The following is a 20,716-nucleotide window of genomic DNA, read 5'->3' on the forward strand; positions in this document are numbered from 1 at the left end:
CTGCGTCATGAAAAAAACATCGCGTCTTCTTGCCCTGCTTATTCTGACCGCCAGCAGCCATGCGCTGGCTGAAGGCACCAGCGTGTCCTATAACGGCCAGCGCGTCAGCCTGGAAGCCAATAAAGCGCCGATTAATACGGTGAAGAATCCTGACGCCATCGCGCAACTGCCCGCGGGACATCACTTTGTAGTGCCGGGCTCCTTTACCGTGGCCGTGGCGGCGCAGAACTCTCCGCCGCTGACGGTATTTTCCGATGACAACAAAACCCTGCTCGGCAGCGAGGTGGATATTGCCCGACTGGTTGCGGATAGCCTGGGATTAAAACTCAATGTCGTGCCGACGTCGTGGGAAGGCTGGCCGCTGGGTGTGGCCTCGGGCAAGTATGATGCGGCGATCTCCAACATTACCGTGACTAAAGAGCGCAAAGAGAAGTTCGACTTCGCCACCTATCGCAAAGACTCACTTGGCTTCTATGTCAAAACCAGCAGCCCGATTAAGTCACTGACCAAAGCGGAAGACATTGCCGGATTGCGGATCATTGTGGGATCCGGCACCAATCAGGAGGCGATTCTGCTGGCGTGGGATAAAGAGAATCAGGCAAAGGGTCTGAAGGGCTTTACCCCGATCTACGCCAAAGATGACGCCGCCCAGACGCTGGCACTGCAGGCGGGGCGGGCCGATGCCTGGTTTGGTCCTAACGTCATTGGTGCCTGGAAAGCGGCACTGACCGGTAAAACCCGGCTGATCGGCAGTGTGGATGGTGGCTGGCCAAAAGCGGCGCACATTGCCGTTACGGTGAAAAAAGGCAGCGGCCTTGCAGAACCGATCAGCACTGCGCTGAATGGCGTCATCAGCAATGGTGATTATCAGAAGGTGCTGAACCGCTGGGGTGAAGGCGTGGAGCATATCGATCGTTCTGAAATTAACCCCGCCGGGCTGGGCGACTAAGGAGCTGAGCATGAGTGAATCGACTTTCCGCGAAGTTTCGCCCGAGGCCCCCGAGCTGCAACCGATTCTGGGTGGTCTGTTTGGTGAATATTCGGCACGTTATGGCGACTTCTTTTCCCGCCGTAACGAGCAGGAGCAGGAGCTGACGGAATGGTATCTGCCGCCGCAGGGGCTGTTTATTGTGCTGGAACGCGACGGCGAAATCATTGCGATGGGCGCTTATAAACCTTATGACCCACAGACCGCTGAGCTGAAGCGCATCTGGACCCGCAGCGATCTGCGCCGTCAGGGGCTGGCGCTGGTGGTGTTGCAGGAACTGGAACGGCGCGCGCTGCAGGCGGGCTATCAGCGGCTGTTTCTCACCACCGGCTTTCGCCAGCCAGAGGCGGTGCGGCTTTATACCGGTCACGGCTATCAGCCACAGTTCGATCTGAGCGGCGATCTGGAGCGTTACGGCCAGCCGCCACATGACGGGCGACTGCGTTTTATTAAAGTAATCGGCGTTTATAACGTCGCTGAGGCGAGTTAAGGAGTGACGATGAGCAAACATCAACATCTACAGGTGGTCCCGGCACGTTATCCGGCGCGCACCGCCGGCGCTATTGTGGCGCTGTTTATCCTGGCGGGTGTGGTGCAGTCAGTGGCCTTTAACCCGCGCTGGGAATGGGGCGTGTTTGCCCGCTGGTTTTTCGATCCGGTGATCCTGCACGGTCTGGGTCAGACGCTACTGCTGACCCTGCTGGGCACGATATTCAGCCTCTTTTTCGGCGGTCTGCTGGCGCTGGCACGTCTCTCCTCATCGTGGCTGCTGAGCACGCTGGCGTGGGGCTACATCTGGCTGTTCCGTTCGCTGCCGCTGATCGTGGTGCTGATCATTCTCTATAACTTCTCCTACCTCTACGACACGCTGTCGATCGGCATTCCATTTACCGGCCTGTCGTGGGGCGCATTTCAGACGATTAATGTGCTGGGCCAGTTCCCGGCGGCGGTAATTGGTCTGACGCTGGTGCAGGCGGCTTACAGTGCAGAAATTATCCGCGGCGGGATCCTCGGCGTCGATCACGGGCAGGTTGAAGCCGCCTCCGCGCTGGGGCTTTCCGCCTCACGCCGGACCTTCCGCATCATTCTGCCGCAGGCGCTGCGCGCCATTATTCCGTCCGCATTCAACGAGATCATCAGTCTGGCAAAAGGGACTTCGATGGTATACGTGCTGGCGATGCCGGAGCTGTTTTATACCATTCAGATGATTTACAACCGTAATCAGGAAGTGATCCCGCTGCTGATGGTCGGTGCCGCCTGGTATCTGATTATCACCACCGTCCTGTCCGTGATTCAGTATTACGTTGAGCGCTGGCTGGCCCGCAGCGTGAACCGTGAGCCGCAGCCTTCGCGCTGGCAACAATGGCGCAATCGCGTCACGCCACTTCATCCGACCGAGGAGATCAGCCATGTCCGAAGCCATTGATTACCGTACTTCTCACACAACAGGTGCCATCACTATTACCGGCGTGACCAAGCGTTTTGGTAAACACAAAGCACTGGATGATGTTTCGCTGTCGCTGGAACCCGGTTCGGTCACGGTGATTCTGGGGCCATCCGGCTCCGGCAAATCCACGCTGCTGCGCACCATCAATCATCTGGAGCGGGTCGACGAGGGATTCATTCAGATCGATGGCGACTATATCGGCTATCAGCAGCGCGGCGACAAGCTGTATGAACTCAAAGAGAAGGCGATTCTGCGGCAGCGTATCAACGTCGGCTACGTGTTCCAGAACTTCAATCTGTTTCCGCACCTCAGTGTGCTGGATAATCTGATTGAAGCGCCGATTGCCCATCGTCAGCTGACGAAATCTGAAGCGATAGCGCGGGCGGGTGAACTGCTGGACATTGTCGGCCTGCGCCATAAAGCCGATGCCTGGCCGCGTCATCTGTCGGGCGGGCAGCAGCAGCGTATCGCCATTGCGCGCGCACTGATGCTCAATCCCCGCGTGATGCTGTTCGATGAGCCGACCTCGGCGCTGGATCCGGAGCTGGTCGGTGAAGTGCTCGACGTGATCAAAAAGCTCGCGCGTTCCGGCTCCACGCTGGTGATTGTGACCCATGAGATCGGCTTTGCCCGTGAAGTGGCGGACAACGTGGTCTTTATGGTGGATGGCCGGATTGTTGAGCAGGGCAGCACGACGCAGGTACTGAACAATCCGCGCCATGAGCGCACCCGCCGTTTCCTGGCGCGCGTGTTATGAGGGCGCTGACCTTAACAGCGCTGACGCTGCTCCCGGTGCTGAGCTGTTCGGCTGCGGAGAAGCTCGATGTGCTGAAAAATGAGACGCCAATCCATGCCCCGGCGAATCCGCAGGCGATCGCGAAAATCCCGGCTGGCTTTCACTTTATACAACCCGGTACGCTGACGGTGGCGACCGCCGCGACTAATTCTCCGCCGCTGTCGCTGCTGGCGTCTGACAACGTCACGCGGATCGGCAGCGATCCGGACATTGCCAGGCTGCTGGCTGACAGTCTGGGATTAAAGCTGAAGCTGGTTCCGGCCTCGTGGGAAGACTGGCCGCTGGGCATCAGCGCCGGACGTTATGATGTCGCGATGTTTAATATTGCCGTTACCGAAGAGCGTAAGAAGAAGTTCGATTTCGCAACCTATCGCGCTGATAACCACGCCTTTGCGGTAAAAATCGACAGTAAAATCAGCCAGATAAACAGCCCGCCTGATATTGCCGGTAAGCGGATTATCGTTTCGTCGGGCACCAATCAGGAGCGCATCTTGCTGAGCTGGGATCAGCAGAATCGGGCCAATGGTCTGCCTGCGGTGACGCCAGTCTATCTTACCGATGATGCCTCAGCGACGCTGACGCTGCTGTCGGGACGAGCCGATGCGATCTTTGGTCCGCACTCGATGGCCGCCTGGAAAGTGGCCTCACGCGGACAGACAAAGCTGGTTGGCAGCGGTCCATTTCGCGCCTGGGTTGCCGTGACCACCAAAAAGGGCAATGGGCTGGCACCGGCTTTACAAGCCGCTCTGGATGGCACCATTACAGGTGGGCAGTATCAGCAGGTGCTGGCCCGCTGGGGTGAACAGGATGAAGCGGTTACACACTCCACGGTGAATCCACCGGGCATTGTTTACTGAGGCTACAGAACCGGCTCTCCTGCTGAAGCCGGTTCTGCAATTTAATGCCCACAGAATTGAACTACACTCTCCAGCGTTAGTGATTTATCCTGCCCGCCTGTTTTCGTAAAAATCCTCACTGCGTGGCGGAGTAATTGACCTGGAAGCCCCATGAAAATCAGATTCCTTTCTGCCAATGAGCCAAAACTGGCTGAGGTGCGCAAAATACTCGAACCCATCGGGGTCGAAGTTCTGCCCATCGCCCGTCGCATCGAAGAAATTCAGACTGAAAACGAGCTGGACCTGGTGCGCGATAAACTGACCAAAGCCTTTTCGCTGATTGGGCGGCCACTGTTTGTGGAGCATACCGGCCTCTATCTGGACGGCCTGAATGGTCTGCCGGCCGGTCTGACCCGCATCTTCTGGAACCGCCTGGACGCAGAGCGCTTTACCGCGCTGGTGCAGGGGCTGGACAGCCAGGCCGTGACGGCCAAAACGGTGCTCGGCTACTGCGACGGCCGCAAAATGTATCAGTTCTCGGGTGAACTGCGCGGCACCATCGCCCCTAAACCTGCAGGAACGCGCGGCTTTCAATGGGATTGCGTGTTTATTCCCGAAGGCTATGAGCAGACCTTTGCAGAAATGGGCGAACTCAAGAACGAGATCTCAATGCGGCGCATCGCGCTGGATCGCTTCGCCACCTTTTTAAAAACCTCGCGGGGAGTGGCATGAAACCTGAACTCAAACGCGCCTATGATTCCGGCAAACTGATTCTTTTTGCCGGTGCCGGTATTTCGCGCAATTTTGGCTTACCCGAGTGGCATGAACTGATTGCTCACCTCGCAAATGAGCTGGGCTACGATCCTAAGATTTTTAATACCTACGGCACGCATCTGTCGCTGGCGGAATATTACAAACAGAAGAAAGGTTCACTTGGCCCGCTGCGCAGCTGGATGGATCGCGAGTGGCACCGCCCGGATATCGATGTCCGGTCTTCAGAAATTCACACCATGATTACTCAGGGTAATTTCTCGCGTATCTACACTACCAACTACGATCGCTGGCTGGAAGCAGCGCACGATGCGCACGGTGTTCCCTATTATAAAGTGGCGAACGCCGCTGACCTGGTCTCACTGACCGAAGATAAACGTCACATTATCAAACTGCACGGTGACTTCGATGATGACACCTCTATCGTGCTTGATGAGAGCAGCTATTTTGAACGCCTCTATTTCGACTCACCGCTCGACATCAAACTGACCCATGACGTAATGGGCAACTCTGTGCTGTTTGTCGGCTATAGCATCAGCGATTTCAACATCCGCCTCCTGTTTTACCGTCTGACCAAGATGTGGGGCCGCACCGGGCTGGCGACAGCCCGGCCCAAATCGTATCTGTTCACTAACCGTAATAACCCGGTAGCCAAAGAGGTGCTGGGGCAGTGGGGGATCGAGGTGATCGTTTCCGAAGAAGACGATCCGCGTAAGGCGCTGGCGATGTTCCTTGAAGAGCTGCTGGTGTAGTCAGCCTGGCTTCTGGCAGAGAAGCGGCAGGAAAAAGAAAAAAACCTGCGCCCGGTTAAGGTTAGCCTGCGCGTAGCAAGTAAACTTGATTCTCTGCTGGCAAAGCATAACCGGCATGATATACTGTATGTATACACAGTACCTGAGGGCGAAAAGATGGCTGTTGAAACAAAATTTGTTGTAGTCAGAAAGGGTGAAGAGAAGATGACGTTTGCCAATAAGAAAGAGGCCGATGCCTACGACAAAATGCTCGATATGGCCGAAGCCTTTACTGACTGGCTGTTACAGCATCAACCTGCACTGGATGAATCTCAGGCAGAAACGCTGGGCCTGCTGATTGCAGAGCAGAAAGACACAGTGCAGCATATTCTGCGTACCAGCAAACTGCCGGACGTGTCCGCAGGCGCGACGAAGCCTGAAGCCGTGGCAGATAATGGTGCGGATGAGCAGGTGGAAGAGCCTGCTGCGAAGAAAGTACGCCCCGTTAAAGCTGCGTAATTGCCACAACGCCGGAAGCGACCCTCCCGGCGTTGTTGTTTCTGATTAACGGATTTATCCGACCTTTTGTCAGGACATACAAAACACATCCTCCTGTCATTTCCTTGTGCTGAATGCCCGCCTGCAATCTCCCTGTAAATCACGCAAATCAACCAGCTACATTTTTGAACTCAGCGCTATAGCATCAATCAGGATTCAATAATCTGGATTTTTGATCATTCATTTTTAAGCTTTGACGCCGTTTGCGTATTTTAACTCTACGCATAAACATCATCAGTCTTAATTGAATGAATTAGCAAGAAAACTAATATGATATTCTCTTGGTGATTTCTTACCTCATTTTAAATATTAATTAACACCAGTCACATGAAATAAGAGATATTAATTGTTAATCGGCTCACATTTTCTTGTGAAATAATCCGGCAGTGCTATTCAATTTTAAAAAGCAGTGTTAGGTTAGAGCCGTTTTCAGCGTAGGGTTGTTACTGGATAACAGGCAAAACCTAAGCGTTCCACAGTCTTAACCACTGTGGGGGGCTTAGGTTTTTTTTTGCCATAAATTTACTCCGTCATAGCGTAAATCATTAATAACCATAGCGATAACGAATCGACCTATTCAGGCCAGGGAAACATGACGTTGAGCAAAGCAGGTTCAGGGCTCTCCTGCGAACCGTACATCATTAAAATCAAAAACAGGTTGCTAAGATGAAATATAAAAGTATGCTGTGCGCACTCTCATTATTGACCTTTTCACCCTTGTCGACAGCGCAGGAATGGAGCGGAACGGTATTAGGGTTTGAATCTCCACCGGATCCCGTTCTGGGTGATATGTATGGTCTTCGTAAATCGCTTAACAATAATGGATTTACCTTTAACCTGGGTTATCTGAATGAAATTGGCTGGAATGGCGGCGGTGGATACAATCATGCGTCACACGTCGCTTATATCGATCAGTTTGCTTTGACCTTTAATCAGGATTTGTCGCGCTGGACAAATATTCCCGATGCACGTATTGAAGCGAACATTGTTAACCGCAATCACAACGATGATCTGACCACGCGACGGGTGCAGGATCCTCGCGTGAATGTTAACGATCTCACGCAGGAGAGCTGGGGCGGACAATCTATTACCCGACTGGGCTGGCTGACCTTTGCCCGAAGTTTTGATGATCGGCGTATAACATGGCGTATCGGAATGATGAACAAGGTTCAGACCTTCGATCAGATTATACCCTGTGATTTCCAGATGCTTTCACAGTGTGGCGGAAAATCCGCGAACTCACTAACCTGGAATAACTGGAACGTTCATACATGGGGAACCACGCTCGAATACCGGTTAACGCCCATTGTCACTTTGAAAGGCGGCGTGATGGAGCAGAACCCGGACGCTTCCAGTCGTCATCACGCCTGGAGTGGTTCCACCCGACGTAGCAAAGGTGTCCTGCTGCCGGTTGAGATCGAAGCCCGCCCAATCATTAATGGCCTGCCGGGAGCCTACAACCTGGGCGTAGTTTTTACCAATGCTCCGCAAACTGAACTCTATCGCGGCCGGTCCGGTGGCGCGGGAGTCAGTGATCCCGGCGGTGATGAGAAGCATAACCGGACAGGGTTTCTTTACGCCGGACTTAATCAGCAACTGACGCGACATCAGGATGACGCAAGTCGCGGGTTAAGTACTTCATTCAGTATGAGCCTGGCCGATCAACGCACTAACTACATGCACTCGGTCTATGCGGCTTCGCTCCGCTATCGGGGTCTGTCTGACGCTCGTCCTGAAGACTGGATAGGTTTTGGCCTGACCTGGACAGATATGAGCAATCAATACGCGCGTAACCAGCGCTACATGAACACGATCAGTGGTATTTCTGACTACAACGATGCGGCTTATCATCCGGTGCCTGGCCATTCACTGAATGGAGAATTCTATTACCGATTCCGCCCCGTTTCCTGGCTGGAACTGCAACCCGGGCTTCAGTACTGGCATCGTCCGGCGGGTATTGCCCATACGCAGGATGCCTGGGTGACTGAACTCAAAACGGTGGTTACTTTTTAAGTTAATAAGCGGATTTCGATCGCTGTCACGCTTTTTACCCTGACAGATTGAGGTCACGAATAAAACTGATAGAGTGCCCGGACTGGATTGTTACTGCTTAGGCAGGCAAAACCTGATTTCTGGCCTCTGCCGGATGTCAGGTTTTTTTGTTTCTGGGGTTCCGATGAAAATCGCCAAAATTCTGAATAATAACGTGGTGATGGTTCAGGATGAGCAGGGGCGCGAGCAGGTCGTCATGGGACGTGGGCTGGCCTTCCAGAAGCGCGTCGGCGACAGTCTCAATGACGCGCAAATTGAGAAAGTGTTTGCACCACAAAGTGATCTGCTGGTCCGTCGGCTGGAGGAGTTGTTACATCAAATCCCGCCTGAAGTGATGACGACCTCCAATTGCATTATTGATCTTGCGATACAGCGTCTCGGGAAACTGCAGGAGAGTCTGTATATCACGCTGACCGACCACTGCTTCTTTGCCATTGAAAGACAGAAAAAAGGTCTGGCGATTAAAAATGTGTTGCTGTGGGACATCAAACGTCTCTATCCCAAAGAGTTCGAACTGGGGCAGGAGGCCAGGGCAATCATCTCCCGTCGTCTTAATGTCGAACTACCTGAGGATGAAGCCGGGTTTATCGCGTTACATCTGGTGACGGCACAGCTCAATAACGAAATGCCGGAAGTGATGCATGTTACGCGGGTAATGCAGGAGATTCTGCAACTGGTGAAGTATCAGTTGCGGCTGGAATATAACGAATCGTCGCTGAGTTACCAGCGTTTTGTCACCCATCTGAAGTTTTTCGCGCAGCGTATGCTGACGCGAACCGTAGTCGACGATGACGATGTTTCATTGCATACGGCAGTAAAAGATAACTACCCCAAAGCCTGGAAATGCGCGGTGAAAATCGCGCAGCATTTGCAACAAAGCTATCAGCGTGAGCTGACCGCAGAAGAGATTATGTTTCTCGCTATTCATATTGAGCGGGTGAGGAAAGAGGGGCACTAAGCCCCATCAAACAGGATTGTTACTGCTTAACGCAGGCAAAACCTGAGCGCGGCCTCTGAAAGGAGGACGTTCTCGGGTTTTTTTATTTTTGGCTCAGTCAACGGATGTCCATGGACATCGGTTTAAGGAAATCGAGATGGAATATCACACGCTGGCGCAGGATATCCTCGGCCATATCGGTGGCAGAGATAACATCGTAAGTCTGGTTCATTGTGCCACCCGGCTTCGCTTTAAACTGAAAGATAACCATAAAGCCGATGCGGAAGGACTGAAGAAAAATCCGGGGGTGATTATGGTCGTCGAAAGCGGCGGTCAGTTTCAGGTGGTGATTGGCAACCATGTTCATGATGTCTGGCAGGCTGTCCGTGCTGAAGCGGGACTTTTGGATGAGGCCCCTGCATCAGCCGAAGATAAGGCGTCAGGTAACCTTTTCAGTCGCCTGATCGATGTTGTGTCTGGCATTTTCACGCCGTTTATCGGGATACTTGCCGCCTCGGGTATTCTCAAAGGCTTGCTGGCTCTGGCCGTGGTCTGCGGCTGGCTTTCTGTTGAAGGTGGAACATATAAAATCTGGTTTGCGGCAAGTGATGCGCTGTTTTTCTTCTTTCCGCTAGTGCTGGGCTACACCGCCGGAAAAAAGTTTGGCGGGAATCCCTTTATTACCCTGGTGATTGGCGGGGCGCTCACTCATCCGACGATGATTGCCGCCTTCAATGCCAGCCAGCAATCCGGCGCCATGACGGAAGCGTTTCTCGGCATCCCTGTGACCTGGTTTAATTACAGCGCGTCGGTGATACCCATCATCCTCGCCGCATGGGTGAGTTGCTGGCTGGAAAAACAGAGTACCCGTCGGCTGCCCGCCTCCATGAAAAACTTCTTTGCGCCACTGATCTGTCTGAGCATCACTGTGCCGCTGACCTTTCTGGTGATCGGTCCACTGGCCACGGCCTTAAGTCAGATGCTGGCGAATGGCTACCAGTGGATTTATGCGCTGGCCCCCTGGCTGGCTGGCGCCGCCATGGGCGCGCTATGGCAGGTCTGTGTAATTTTTGGTTTGCACTGGGGACTGGTACCTCTGATGATTAACAATCTTGCGGTACTGGGGCATGACTCGATGCTGCCTATGCTGTTGCCTGCTGTCATGGGTCAGGTTGGCGCGGCGCTGGCCGTTTTTTTGCGCAGCCGGGATGCGCGGCAGAAGATGCTGGCGGGTTCATCCGTGACCGCTGGGATTTTTGGTATTACCGAACCGGCCGTCTATGGGGTTAATCTGCCCCTGCGTCGTCCCTTTATCTTTGGCTGTGTGGCGGGCGCTATCGGCGGTGCCATTGTCGGTTTCAGTAGCACACACGTTTATTCCTTTGGCTTTGCCAACATCTTCACTATCGCCCAGATGATCCCGCCTGGCGGTGTCGACGCCACGTTATGGGGTGGTATTGCCGGGACCACACTGGCGCTGATACTGGGCTGTAGCCTGACGCTGGTAGCGGGTATGCCTGCTACCAGTGTGCCAGTTACGGCAACCCCGGTGATAACTGGCGAAGATGACATTCTGTCACCGATGACCGGTACCGTAATCGCGCTTGATCAGGTGCCCGACCCGACCTTTGCCAGTGGCCTGCTGGGACAGGGCGCAGCCATCATTCCTTCCGACAACAAAGTCATTGCACCTTTCGCGGGTGAAGTTGCCTCTCTGTTTCAGACCCGGCACGCCATCGGCCTGTTGAGTGACAGTGGGATTGAGCTGCTAATCCATGTGGGTATCGATACCGTCAGGCTTGATGGCAAACCTTTTACGGCACATGTAAACGTGGGCGACACGGTTAAGCCCGGCGATCTGCTGCTGACGTTTGATCGTCAGGCCATTCTTGATGCCGGATATGACCTTGCAACACCGATCATTATCACTAACAGCGATGCGTATCATGAAGTTTTGACGGTGGCAGGGACAGCTGTCACCGCAGGAACGCCATTACTCAGCATCATTCATCAGTAAAAGGAGCACAGGATGAAAACTTTCCCGGATACATTTTTATGGGGTGGTGCGGTCGCCGCTAATCAGGTTGAAGGCGCCTGGCGTGAAGAGGGGAAAGGCCTTTCCACCTCTGACGTCCAGCCACAAGGGATTTTTGGCCCGGTAGTCGATCGCGTTGCGGGGAGTAAAAGCCTTAAAGATGTGGCGATTGATTTTTACCACCGCTATCCGGACGATATAAAACTGTTTGCAGAGATGGGATTTAGCTGTCTGCGGGTTTCAATTGCCTGGACGCGTATTTTCCCGAACGGTGACGAGCAACAACCTAATGAAGCAGGCCTGGCCTTTTATGACCGATTATTCGATGAGCTGGCAGCACATAACATTACGCCACTTGTGACACTGTCACATTACGAAATGCCCTGGAATCTGGTTCAGCAGTATGGCGGCTGGGGAAACCGCCGGGTGATTGGCTTTTTTGAGCATTACGCGCGTACGGTGTTTACCCGCTATCAGAAAAAAGTCAGGTTGTGGCTGACCTTTAATGAAATCAATATGTCTTTACATGCGCCGATGACTGGCGTAGGCCTGCCAGAAACCAGCAGCCTGGGCGAAATTTATCAGGCGATTCATCATCAACTGGTGGCCAGTGCTCTGGCGGTTAAAGCCTGTCACGAAAGTAACCCTGAAGCCAGTATCGGTAATATGCTGCTGGGTGGGCTGGTCTATCCGCTGAGCTGTAAGCCTGATGATGTGCTTGAAGCGCTGCAGGAGAACCGCAAATGGCAATTTTTTGGCGATGTACAGTGCCGGGGAGCTTATCCGGGCTATATGTTGCGCTTCTTCCGCGAAAACGATATCCAACTGGATATTACCGATGCCGATCGCCAGATACTCAAATCGACCGTCGATTTTATCTCTTTCAGCTATTACATGTCCGGCTGCGTCACCGCCGATGAGGCGCTGAATCAGCAGATGCGCGGTAACATTCTGAGCATGGTGCCTAATCCCCACCTGCAGAGCTCTGAATGGGGCTGGCAGATTGATCCGGTCGGGTTGCGTACCTTGCTGAATCTGTTGTGGGATCGTTATCAAAAGCCGCTGTTCATCGTTGAGAACGGACTGGGGGCCAAAGACATACCGGATGCCACCGGCGTCGTGCAGGATGACTACCGCATCAGCTACCTCCACGATCATCTGGTTCAGGTGCGGGAGGCCATTGAAGATGGCGTTGAGGTCATGGGGTATACCAGCTGGGGTCCAATCGATTTGGTCAGCGCATCCAAAGCCGAACTCTCTAAACGTTACGGCTTCATCTATGTTGACCGCGATGATAATGGCGAAGGCTCGCTGGCGCGTAGCCGCAAGAAAAGCTTCTACTGGTATCAGGAGGTTATAGCGACAAACGGAGCCTCACTTAAAGGGTGAGATGACTGCCTGTTAATACCCATCATTGTGGCTCACGACAGGTCGCGATGCCACATTGATGTTTGTCAGTAAAACGATTACGGGATGATGAAATGAAACTGATCGTGACGGACAATTATAATGAAATGAGCCAGATCGCAAGTCATCATATGCTGGGTTATATGACACAAAACCGACGTGTGAATCTGGCAATAACGGCAGGTCGTACGCCTGCTAAATTGTACGAATATCTTGTTTCAGCCATCGGCGGACGCTCCGGCTATTCACATGTTCATTACTATAACTTTGATGAAATTGCGTTCAAAGGTCAACATCGTGAGGGCGTTACGATATCCAGTCTGCGTCAGCTTTTTCTGTCACCAGCACAAATTAAAGAAACGAACATTCATAAACTCACCGATGACAATTTTCTGGATTTTGAGCGTCTGTTAAAGCAGGAGGGTGGATTAGATTTAGTGCTAATGGGACTGGGGTCAGATGGACATTTTTGCGGCAACATCCCTGGCCTGACCCGATTTCATCACCCGGTGGTTAAGCATCCCATAGAGGGTGATCTCGCTGAATTCATTGCCCGGACTGAAATGAAGGGTGATTTAAGCTCTGTGCCTGATCATTATGTAACTATGGGGCCGATGAGCGTTATGGCAGCAAAAAATCTGTTACTCATTGTCAGCGGCGAAAATAAAGCCTGGGCTTTGGCACAGGTTATTGAGGGAGCGGTGACGGAGCAGATTCCTGCATCCGTTCTGAAATTACATCCTTCTTTGTTAATTATCGCTGACAGGGCTTCTGCCTCTCAATTAAGTACTGAGTCGCTTGAGCGTTATGTTCAGGGTTAAACTAACCTGGTAGTTAACGTTACAGAACATCACGTGATTAACGCTATAGCTTTTTAGCATCTGTTACTACCTGATAGCGGGTGCTTCTGCCGCCACCCTCAAGCCGGTAAAGACAACCTTTCTCTACCAGGTCCGCCAGATGACGGGTCGCGGTCGCTTTACTCACTTTAGCCACCTTCTGATACTGACTGGCGCTGATCCCCCGTTCGAAACCCTGCTCGCCACCATCCAGCAGCCGGTTCAGCACTTTCACCTGTTCCGCGCTTAACCCCATCCCCTGGTGACGTAGCCAGAAACGCGCTTTCATCTGGGTACGATCGATGACGTGCATCGCCTGCTTCAGGCTCTCATCCAGGATATCAAGAAACCACACCAGCCAGTCTGTGATATCAAGGCCGCCTTTCTGCGTCTGCTCCAGGATGCGGTAATAACCGGCACGCTGCGCCAGGATAGCGGGTGACATGGCATAAAGGCGAATGCTCTGACTGTCGGCCTGCGCCAGTGCCAGATCGGTTAGCGCACGGGTGATACGGCCATTCCCATCGTCAAATGGATGCAGCGTAACAAACCAGAGATGACAGATGGCAGCGCGCAGCATCGGGTCCAGCATCACATCCTGCTGACTGCTGTTGAACCACTCAATAAACTGCGCGAGCTGCGGCTCCAGTCCGTGTCGCGGCGGCGCTTCAAAATGCACCGTGGGGCGATCAATGCGACCTGATATAACCTGCATTGGCTCACTGCCGCGCAGCGTGCCGACGCTCAGACGCTGCACCGTCCATTCATCGGCCGGGAAGAGCCAGTGATGCCACTGAAATAATCGGTCGAGCGTCAGTGGCTGACTGCGGTTGTTGATGGCATCCAGCATCATGGCGGCCAGCCCTTCTGAGCGATCAGAGACCGGATAAGGCTGTTCTTCTGTGACGCCTAACCGGCGTGCCAGCGATGAGCGTACTGACTGTACGTTTACCCGCTCCTCTTCAATCGCGGAAGAGGAAAGGATATTACTTAACAGAGTATCCAGCGTCTGCGAATCACTGTCTGACTGCAGGCTGGCACGGCCCAGCAGCAATCCGCGCTGCTGCTGCAGATGGCGCAGGCGCGGTAACAGCACGGCATCCTGCCATTTAAAATCGGGCCAGTCCGGCTGTTGCCAGATCCAGGTAATGCTCATATTCGGCTCACGCTAAGGGTGGATGAGCCGAATAAAGGAGGCTATTCGGCTCACAGAATGAGCCGATAATAGCGAGTATTTGGCTCACAGGTCAACCCGGCTGAATTGAGGGCAAAAAAAAGGACCCGAAGGTCCTGTTTGCTTAGCGGGAGAACTGCATAAAGGTGTCTGAATAGTAGTGAACGATCCAGGCGACATACGCCAGCCAGACAACCATCCCGATAGCTAATCCTGATTTACCGATCATTGTTCTATCTCCACTGCGATAAGGGGGCTACAGCAACTGTTGACATAAACTGACAGTAATGGTGGGCACCAGTATTGTTGCAGATCAAAAAAAGGCCGTTCATTAGCAGCGCCATAATCCCTTTGCGATCAACTTCCCGTAATCACGCTCTGTGAGACCCCCATCACGGCGGTGAAATGGCCATTAAAGTTCAAAAAAACGCCGCCGATAGATGATCTCAGGAGCACCATAACTACAAGGAGGTATTGAGCCAGGTAAATTTCAGGGGATCACTATGGCCAGTCAGTTAACACATAAGAAAAGAATGAGTACCCGTGCGCAGATGCTGATCATGGGTGGTTTGACAATTATGCTGGGATTTACCGTGACCATCGGCGTCCTCAGCTGGCAGTCGGGTAAAGAGCAGAAGGTGCTCGCAGAAAACTATCTGCAGCAGATTGCACAGAGCCGTGCGCTTCAGGTGCAGCAGGAGCTGGGGCATGCCCGTGATGTTGCCAGTCATCTCGGGCAAAGTCTGATCGCGTTGCCTCAGGCCGCTATTACCGACCGTAAAGTGGCCGATAAAGTCATGGAGTATGCGCTGCGCGCCAACCCTGATTATCTGTCGATGTCGGTGATATTCGAACAGAATGCGTTTGATGGCCGCGATGCGGAGTTCGCGTCACAGCCGGGCCAGGCGCCACAGGGACGCTATGCCTTTTTTGTGGATCGTGACGCATCAGGTAAATACGCGATGCATCCGCTTCTCTCCTATCTGACACCGGGTCAGGGCGATTACTATCTGATCCCGCAAAAATCACAAAAAGATACGCTTACCGAACCTTATAGCTATGCCTACAACGGCGTGCCGACATTGCTGACTTCCGTAGCTGCCGCGATTATCGATCAGGGGACCTTAAAAGCGATCGTCACCTCTGACATTTCACTGGCCTCACTGCAGCAGAAAGTGAATCAGATCAAACCCTGGCAGGGCAGCGGCTATGCGCTATTGCTCTCGAATGGCGGGAATGTGGTGTCCTCACCCGTGAAAGAGGAAGCCGGTAAGCCCTGGAAAGGCGAAAAAGATGGTTTTACGACGAAAGTCGTACAGCATTTTGATGCCGTGCTGGGCGAAGACGCATTAGTCACCTGGCAGCCGGTGGTGATTGGTAACAGTGACAAACCCTGGTATCTCGGCGTTGTCGCACCGGTCAGTCAGGTGATGGCTGCTGCCAACCGGCAACTGATGTGGGCACTGCTGCTGATGGTGGTCAGTATTCTGCTGGTCGGCACCGTACTCGGCATGCTGTTCAGTCGTAAGGTGCTGCGGCCGATTGGCGGCGAGCCGATTGAAGCGGCAAATATTGCGCTGGCCGTCGCGGATGGCAAGCTGGATAACGCAATTGCAGTGAAAAACGGCGATCGCAGCAGCCTCTTCTTTGCGCTTCATACTATGCAAAGCCAGCTCCGGCAGATTGTCGGGCAGATTAAAGATTCCAGTGAATCAGTACGACAGGGCGCGGGCGAAATTGCCAGCGGCAACCTGAATCTGGCGTCACGCACCGAAGAACAGGCCGCCGCGCTGGAGCAGACCGCAGCCAGCATGGAGCAGATCAGCGCCACGATCCGCCTGAATGCCGACAATGCGCAGCAGGCGACCAGCCTGACTGAAAACGCGACGCACATTGCCAGTCGCGGTGCCTCGCTGGTAGGCGAAGTGGTGCAGACCATGGCGCAGATCGATGACAGCTCGAAAAAGATTGGCGACATTACCACGATGATCAATAGCATTGCCTTCCAGACCAATATTCTGGCGCTCAACGCGGCGGTAGAAGCAGCACGCGCCGGAGAGCAGGGTCGCGGTTTTGCGGTGGTCGCCTCAGAAGTGCGTAATCTGGCCCAGCGCAGTGCTAATGCGGTGAAAGAGATCGGCGCACTGATTGAAGAGTCGAGCGTACGGGTGGAGAGTGGCGTCCGGCTGGTGAACGATGCCGGTAAGACCATGCAGGAGATGATGCAGGCGGTAAATTCAGTGCAGGGAATTATCGGTGAGATCGTTACAGCGTCAAGCGAACAGGCACGTGGCATCAGTCAGGTAACGATAGCGGTTAATGAAATGGATGGTGTTACCCAGCAGAATGCCGCGCTGGTGCAGCAGATGTCGGCGGCTGCCAGTTCACTGGAAGATCAGGCGCAGCAACTGTCACAGACGGTGGAGCAGTTTCATCTGGCGTAAAGCGGGCTGATACTCCTGAAAAACCGTCGCTGCTGGATAAAGCGGCGGCGGTTCAAATAGCATACGTCCTTCGCAAAGAGATAAGAGCGCCATCCCTTTTCGCTAACACTGATAGGGTGATTAACTACCACCGGTGAAGCAGAGTACGCCCGTCTTCGTCCTTGTGGCCATTGCCACACTGAAACTTATTTAGCAGCACATGGTCCCAGCGTCACCTTTTATGCCAGCAAATCCAATTCATACTGCATATCTGAAACTAATCCTGTTTATTAATTCATCGGGGGATAAATCCCCAAACATAAAAAGCCAATTCTCGGGAAGCTTAATACTTCTGTATTTTCATTATTTAAGTTTGTCTGCACTTTATGGGTAATACAGCAAGTTGCGATAAAGCGTGCAGAGCTATACGTTTCAGCGGAACTTAAGCTGTCAAAGCGATAAGGTCTTGCTACATTGATGCTCTATGTCCCTTTTAATCGTCGTGACAAATGTCTGCCGAACTCATATCCGCTCGTGTTGACGCTGCGGGAATTGAGGTCAGACATGAGTTTGCTCTGGCATATTTACTGGCTGCGGCTGTTATATATAAAACGAATGCCGGGCATAGAAAATGAATACACGGTTCTTCAACGTATTGGCTAAATTTGTCTGTTTTGTGGACACAGAACTATTCTTTTGTGCCAGGAAAGTAAGGGAAATTGCCTGTTCTGAAGAGGTATAACAGGAAAGAAGACAACCTTATCTAATAAATGAAACGCAACTATGTTGAATACCAGGGACAGTGTAGTATTGAAATGACGAATTGACTGAGTTATTTTCAATATCACTGGCAAACCACCAGTCTTACTGGCGCGTGCAGTAGAAAGGGTTTTTTAACATTAATGACTAAAAAGGCAAGGCGATGAAGTTCAGATATATAGTCCTGATGGGAATGGTAACACTTAGTCTGGTCTTCGCACTATTACTTCCTGGTGTATTTTCACAGTTAAGAAATACGCCTGAAATTAATTATTATAAAGGTCATGCTGATCTGGCTTATAGTGTATATAGTGGTTGTAAAGATCATCCGGCCAACATTGATGACTGCTATGCGGCATACAGTGCGGCCGTTTATCTGGCAAGCTCAGGAGATTGCACTCCTGCAGGTAAAGAAGTAAAGCGTAGGTTTAAGATCCTTGTTGAAAACATTAGTGAGAAAAATGTTACTGAAGAAATAATATCTGATTGTCAGGTTAAAGATGAGGAGCATTTCTTTAAAAAAATGATGAAGAAGTTTAGCTGACGTTATTGGCGAAGAAATAGCGATAACATCCAGTGGCTCTGCCGTCCACTATTTAGATCGGCCACCGTTCAGGAAAAATTAATTCGGGCAATCCCGTTCCCCCCCTGAAAACGTCTTTAGCGACGACTGGTTGCTGTTGAAGTTGGGGGGAGTGTTAATCAATAATTTCGGCGACGGTCAGATGCGGATAAAGCGCATAGCTCTGAAACATCCTGACAATATCCCGGTCAGCGGGACTCAGGTCGTTGAACTGCTTTTTATCCAGCAGAATTGCCCCGCCAGAGACGCTATCCAGACCGGCGAACGTGTTCACGGTACGGCGCGCCATCTCAACCTCAACTCCTTTATCTATCTCTATATCGGTACCGGTCTGGGTGCCGGCATCTTCACCGATGGCCACATTTATACCGGTGGCGAGATTGGTCACATTGTGGTGGAGCCAGGCGGCCGCGACTGCTACTGCGGTAATCAGGGTTGCCTGGAACGTTATGTCTCGTTGCAGGCCGCCTATGAATTCTGTGGTCTCGATCCGAAGCGGGCGCTGCCTGAAGATCTGCTGCAGATTGAACCTGCGCGTTTCCTTGCATGGATAGAGAGCGTAACAACGCCGTTGCGCCAGGCAATCAATATTCTGGAGTCGGTGTTTGATGCAGAGGCAGTGATTATTGGCGGGATGATGCCTGCGCCATTGCTGGAACAGATGGACGCGCGCTTGCCGCCGCTTTATCAGTCGGTACGTGGACGTTACCTGTTAGATATGCGGCTGAAGAGGGGCATGACCGGCAGCGATACCGCTGCACTGGGAGCCGCCGCGTAACCGATTTTTGATGAGTTTAACCCGAAGTTTCAGGTATTAATGAAATAGGCGAGAAAAGGGCGCTGTTACCTGCAACAGCGCCCTAAGCATTAACCCGGGTAGATACCGCGATCTTTACGCGCCATCAGGATCCGTTCACACGCCACGATATAAGCCGCAGTACGTAGCGAGCAATCCTTCTCCTTTGACTTCTCCCAGATATGAACCATCGCTTCGGTCATAATCTTATCGGAGCGACGATTGATCTCATCTTCACTCCAGAAGAAGCTGGCCATGTCCTGAACCCATTCAAAGTAACTGACGGTCACGCCGCCGGCATTACAGACCACATCCGGCACAACGATAATGCCGCGGGTTGCCAGCATGTCATCAGCATCCGGATAGGTCGGGCCGTTTGCGCCTTCCAGCACGATTTTGCAGCTCAGGATCTCCGCGCGCTCGCGGGTAATCTGACCTTCCAGCGCGGCTGGGATCAGGATATCCATCTCAGTGGTCCAGAACGCCTCTTTATCAATGCTCTGCGCACCAGGGAAACCGGCAATCTGCTTGTGGGTGATCTGCCATTCGCTCAGCGCGGCCATATCAATGCCCTCTGAATTATAAATCGTTGCAGTGTGATCCTGAATCACCACCACGCGCGCGCCTGCTTCATCAAACAGACGTGCCGCTTCGCTGCCGACGTTACCGAAGCCCTGAACCGCCACACGGGCGCCTTCGATGTCAATACCTGAGCGACGAGCCACTTCACGGCCAGTAATAAACACCCCACGGCCGGTCGCTTTTTCGCGGCCCAGTGAGCCGCCCAGGTGAATCGGTTTGCCGGTCACCACACCGGTAATCGTGGTGCCGTGGTTCATGGAGTAGGTATCCATCATCCACGCCATCACTTTGCTGTTAGTGCCGACGTCCGGTGCCGGAATATCTTTCTGCGGTCCAATAATGATGCCGATCTCGCTGGTATAACGACGGGTCAGCCGCTCAAGTTCACCATCGGAGAGTTTGAAAGGATCAACACGAATGCCGCCCTTGGCACCGCCATAGGGCAGGTTGACTGCCGCACATTTGATCGTCATCCATGCAGATAGCGCCATGACTTCATTAAGATCGACATCAGGATGATAGCGAATACCGCCTTTACCCGGGCCGCGTGAAAGGTTGTGCTGAACGCGATAGCCTTCAAAATGGCGAATCGAGCCATCATCCATCTGAAGAGGAATGTCGACAATCAGTGCGCGTTTTGGATGCCGCAAAGTATCTATCCAACGTGAAAGATCGCCAAGATAGGGCGCAACCCGGTCGATTTGCTGTAAGTAGGTGGACCAGGCAGATGTGCTGCTTTCAGACGCATAAGATAACTTATCCATAAAAAACCTTTCTTAATGAAGTTATTTATTGTGTGGAGCCGTGGATGGTGAGCGCATTGTATGGCGCGGACATAATCTAACACTTCTGAAACAAATAAGATGGGGTATCCGCCCTGGAAAAGTGCAGACATGCCCCTTTTTGGGGCGTGTGTAGTGAATAGATTTTGAGAGATGCCCTTTAAAGACGAATAATAATGCGCTACAGGTGCGTACAGCCTGCATATAAGGGGGGGCTCGC

At 52.7% G+C, this 20,716-nt stretch carries 17 protein-coding genes and 2 pseudogenes; 16 read left to right on the forward strand and 3 right to left on the reverse strand.

All coding sequences use genetic code 11. The annotated features are described in order from the left end of the window. Nucleotides 1-7 precede the first annotated feature (7 nt). The 13 genes from K6R05_RS20755 (at nucleotide 8) to K6R05_RS20815 (ending at nucleotide 13,379) form a co-directional block, all read left to right on the forward strand. Nucleotides 8-949 carry an ABC transporter substrate-binding protein gene (locus tag K6R05_RS20755; protein ID WP_161736790.1) on the forward strand — a complete coding sequence of 314 codons (942 nt, stop codon included), beginning with the start codon at nucleotides 8-10 and terminating at the stop codon, nucleotides 947-949. Nucleotides 950-959: 10 nt separating this feature from the next. Continuing rightward, nucleotides 960-1,478, forward strand: coding sequence for a GNAT family N-acetyltransferase (locus tag K6R05_RS20760; protein ID WP_098050091.1), 519 nt, complete (start codon nucleotides 960-962; stop codon nucleotides 1,476-1,478). A 9-nt stretch (nucleotides 1,479-1,487) separates the two neighbouring features. Beyond that, on the forward strand, nucleotides 1,488-2,414 hold the full coding sequence (locus K6R05_RS20765) for an amino acid ABC transporter permease (RefSeq protein WP_222925742.1): 927 nt from the start codon (nucleotides 1,488-1,490) through the stop codon (nucleotides 2,412-2,414). Further along, the gene (locus tag K6R05_RS20770) at nucleotides 2,398-3,192 is read left to right on the forward strand and encodes an amino acid ABC transporter ATP-binding protein (RefSeq protein WP_222925743.1); all 795 of its coding nucleotides are present in this window, start codon (nucleotides 2,398-2,400) and stop codon (nucleotides 3,190-3,192) included. The genes K6R05_RS20765 and K6R05_RS20770 overlap by 17 nt, the downstream gene beginning before the upstream one ends. Next, nucleotides 3,189-4,088, forward strand: coding sequence for an ABC transporter substrate-binding protein (locus tag K6R05_RS20775; RefSeq protein WP_222925744.1), 900 nt, complete (start codon nucleotides 3,189-3,191; stop codon nucleotides 4,086-4,088). The genes K6R05_RS20770 and K6R05_RS20775 overlap by 4 nt, the downstream gene beginning before the upstream one ends. 150 nt (nucleotides 4,089-4,238) lie before the next feature. Then, the gene (locus tag K6R05_RS20780) at nucleotides 4,239-4,799 is read left to right on the forward strand and encodes a non-canonical purine NTP pyrophosphatase (RefSeq protein WP_161736794.1); all 561 of its coding nucleotides are present in this window, start codon (nucleotides 4,239-4,241) and stop codon (nucleotides 4,797-4,799) included. Then, nucleotides 4,796-5,590, forward strand: coding sequence for an SIR2 family protein (locus tag K6R05_RS20785; RefSeq protein WP_003855101.1), 795 nt, complete (start codon nucleotides 4,796-4,798; stop codon nucleotides 5,588-5,590). The genes K6R05_RS20780 and K6R05_RS20785 overlap by 4 nt, the downstream gene beginning before the upstream one ends. Nucleotides 5,591-5,746: 156 nt before the next feature. Next, the gene (locus tag K6R05_RS20790) at nucleotides 5,747-6,088 is read left to right on the forward strand and encodes a YebG family protein (RefSeq protein WP_161736795.1); all 342 of its coding nucleotides are present in this window, start codon (nucleotides 5,747-5,749) and stop codon (nucleotides 6,086-6,088) included. 720 nt (nucleotides 6,089-6,808) lie between these two features. Further along, complete coding sequence (locus tag K6R05_RS20795; protein ID WP_237566771.1) at nucleotides 6,809-8,140, forward strand: carbohydrate porin; 1,332 nt, start codon at nucleotides 6,809-6,811, stop codon at nucleotides 8,138-8,140. Between the two features lie 163 nt (nucleotides 8,141-8,303). Next, the gene (licT, locus tag K6R05_RS20800; protein WP_161736808.1) at nucleotides 8,304-9,137 is read left to right on the forward strand and encodes a BglG family transcription antiterminator LicT; all 834 of its coding nucleotides are present in this window, start codon (nucleotides 8,304-8,306) and stop codon (nucleotides 9,135-9,137) included. A 136-nt stretch (nucleotides 9,138-9,273) separates the two neighbouring features. Beyond that, nucleotides 9,274-11,133, forward strand: a complete 1,860-nt coding sequence (gene bglF, locus K6R05_RS20805; protein ID WP_161736809.1) for a PTS beta-glucoside transporter subunit IIABC — start codon at nucleotides 9,274-9,276, stop codon at nucleotides 11,131-11,133. 12 nt (nucleotides 11,134-11,145) lie between these two features. Further along, entirely contained in the window at nucleotides 11,146-12,540 is a 1,395-nt protein-coding gene (locus K6R05_RS20810; RefSeq protein WP_161736810.1) for a glycoside hydrolase family 1 protein, read from the forward strand. A gap of 92 nt (nucleotides 12,541-12,632) precedes the next feature. After that, nucleotides 12,633-13,379 carry a glucosamine-6-phosphate deaminase gene (locus K6R05_RS20815; RefSeq protein WP_161736811.1) on the forward strand — a complete coding sequence of 249 codons (747 nt, stop codon included), beginning with the start codon at nucleotides 12,633-12,635 and terminating at the stop codon, nucleotides 13,377-13,379. Between the two features lie 43 nt (nucleotides 13,380-13,422). Here the strand turns inward: K6R05_RS20815 and K6R05_RS20820 are convergent, their stop codons facing one another. After that, nucleotides 13,423-14,553, reverse strand: coding sequence for a Fic family protein (locus tag K6R05_RS20820; RefSeq protein WP_222925745.1), 1,131 nt, complete (start codon nucleotides 14,551-14,553; stop codon nucleotides 13,423-13,425). Between the two features lie 521 nt (nucleotides 14,554-15,074). Here K6R05_RS20820 and K6R05_RS20825 point away from each other — a divergent pair. After that, complete coding sequence (locus K6R05_RS20825) at nucleotides 15,075-17,015, forward strand: methyl-accepting chemotaxis protein (RefSeq protein WP_161736813.1); 1,941 nt, start codon at nucleotides 15,075-15,077, stop codon at nucleotides 17,013-17,015. 901 nt (nucleotides 17,016-17,916) lie between these two features. Continuing rightward, entirely contained in the window at nucleotides 17,917-18,297 is a 381-nt protein-coding gene (locus K6R05_RS20830; RefSeq protein ID WP_222925746.1) for a hypothetical protein, read from the forward strand. Between the two features lie 166 nt (nucleotides 18,298-18,463). Here K6R05_RS20830 and K6R05_RS22255 read toward each other — a convergent pair. Beyond that, nucleotides 18,464-18,598, reverse strand: a pseudogene (locus tag K6R05_RS22255) (ABC transporter); the annotation flags it as partial. On the opposite strand from K6R05_RS22255, the pseudogene K6R05_RS20835 reads away from it, so the two are divergent. After that, nucleotides 18,596-19,114, forward strand: a pseudogene (locus K6R05_RS20835) (ROK family protein); the annotation flags it as partial. The pseudogenes K6R05_RS22255 and K6R05_RS20835 sit on opposite strands and share 3 nt — an antisense overlap. Before the next feature lie 89 nt (nucleotides 19,115-19,203). On the opposite strand, the gene K6R05_RS20840 reads toward K6R05_RS20835, so the two are convergent. Next, a complete protein-coding gene (locus tag K6R05_RS20840; RefSeq protein ID WP_222925747.1) occupies nucleotides 19,204-20,478 on the reverse strand; it encodes a Glu/Leu/Phe/Val family dehydrogenase in 1,275 nt (424 codons plus the stop codon). Nucleotides 20,479-20,716 lie beyond the last annotated feature (238 nt).

Origin of the sequence: Pantoea alfalfae (genome assembly GCF_019880205.1) — a bacterium.
GTDB classification, from domain to species: Bacteria; Pseudomonadota; Gammaproteobacteria; order Enterobacterales; family Enterobacteriaceae; genus Pantoea; species Pantoea alfalfae.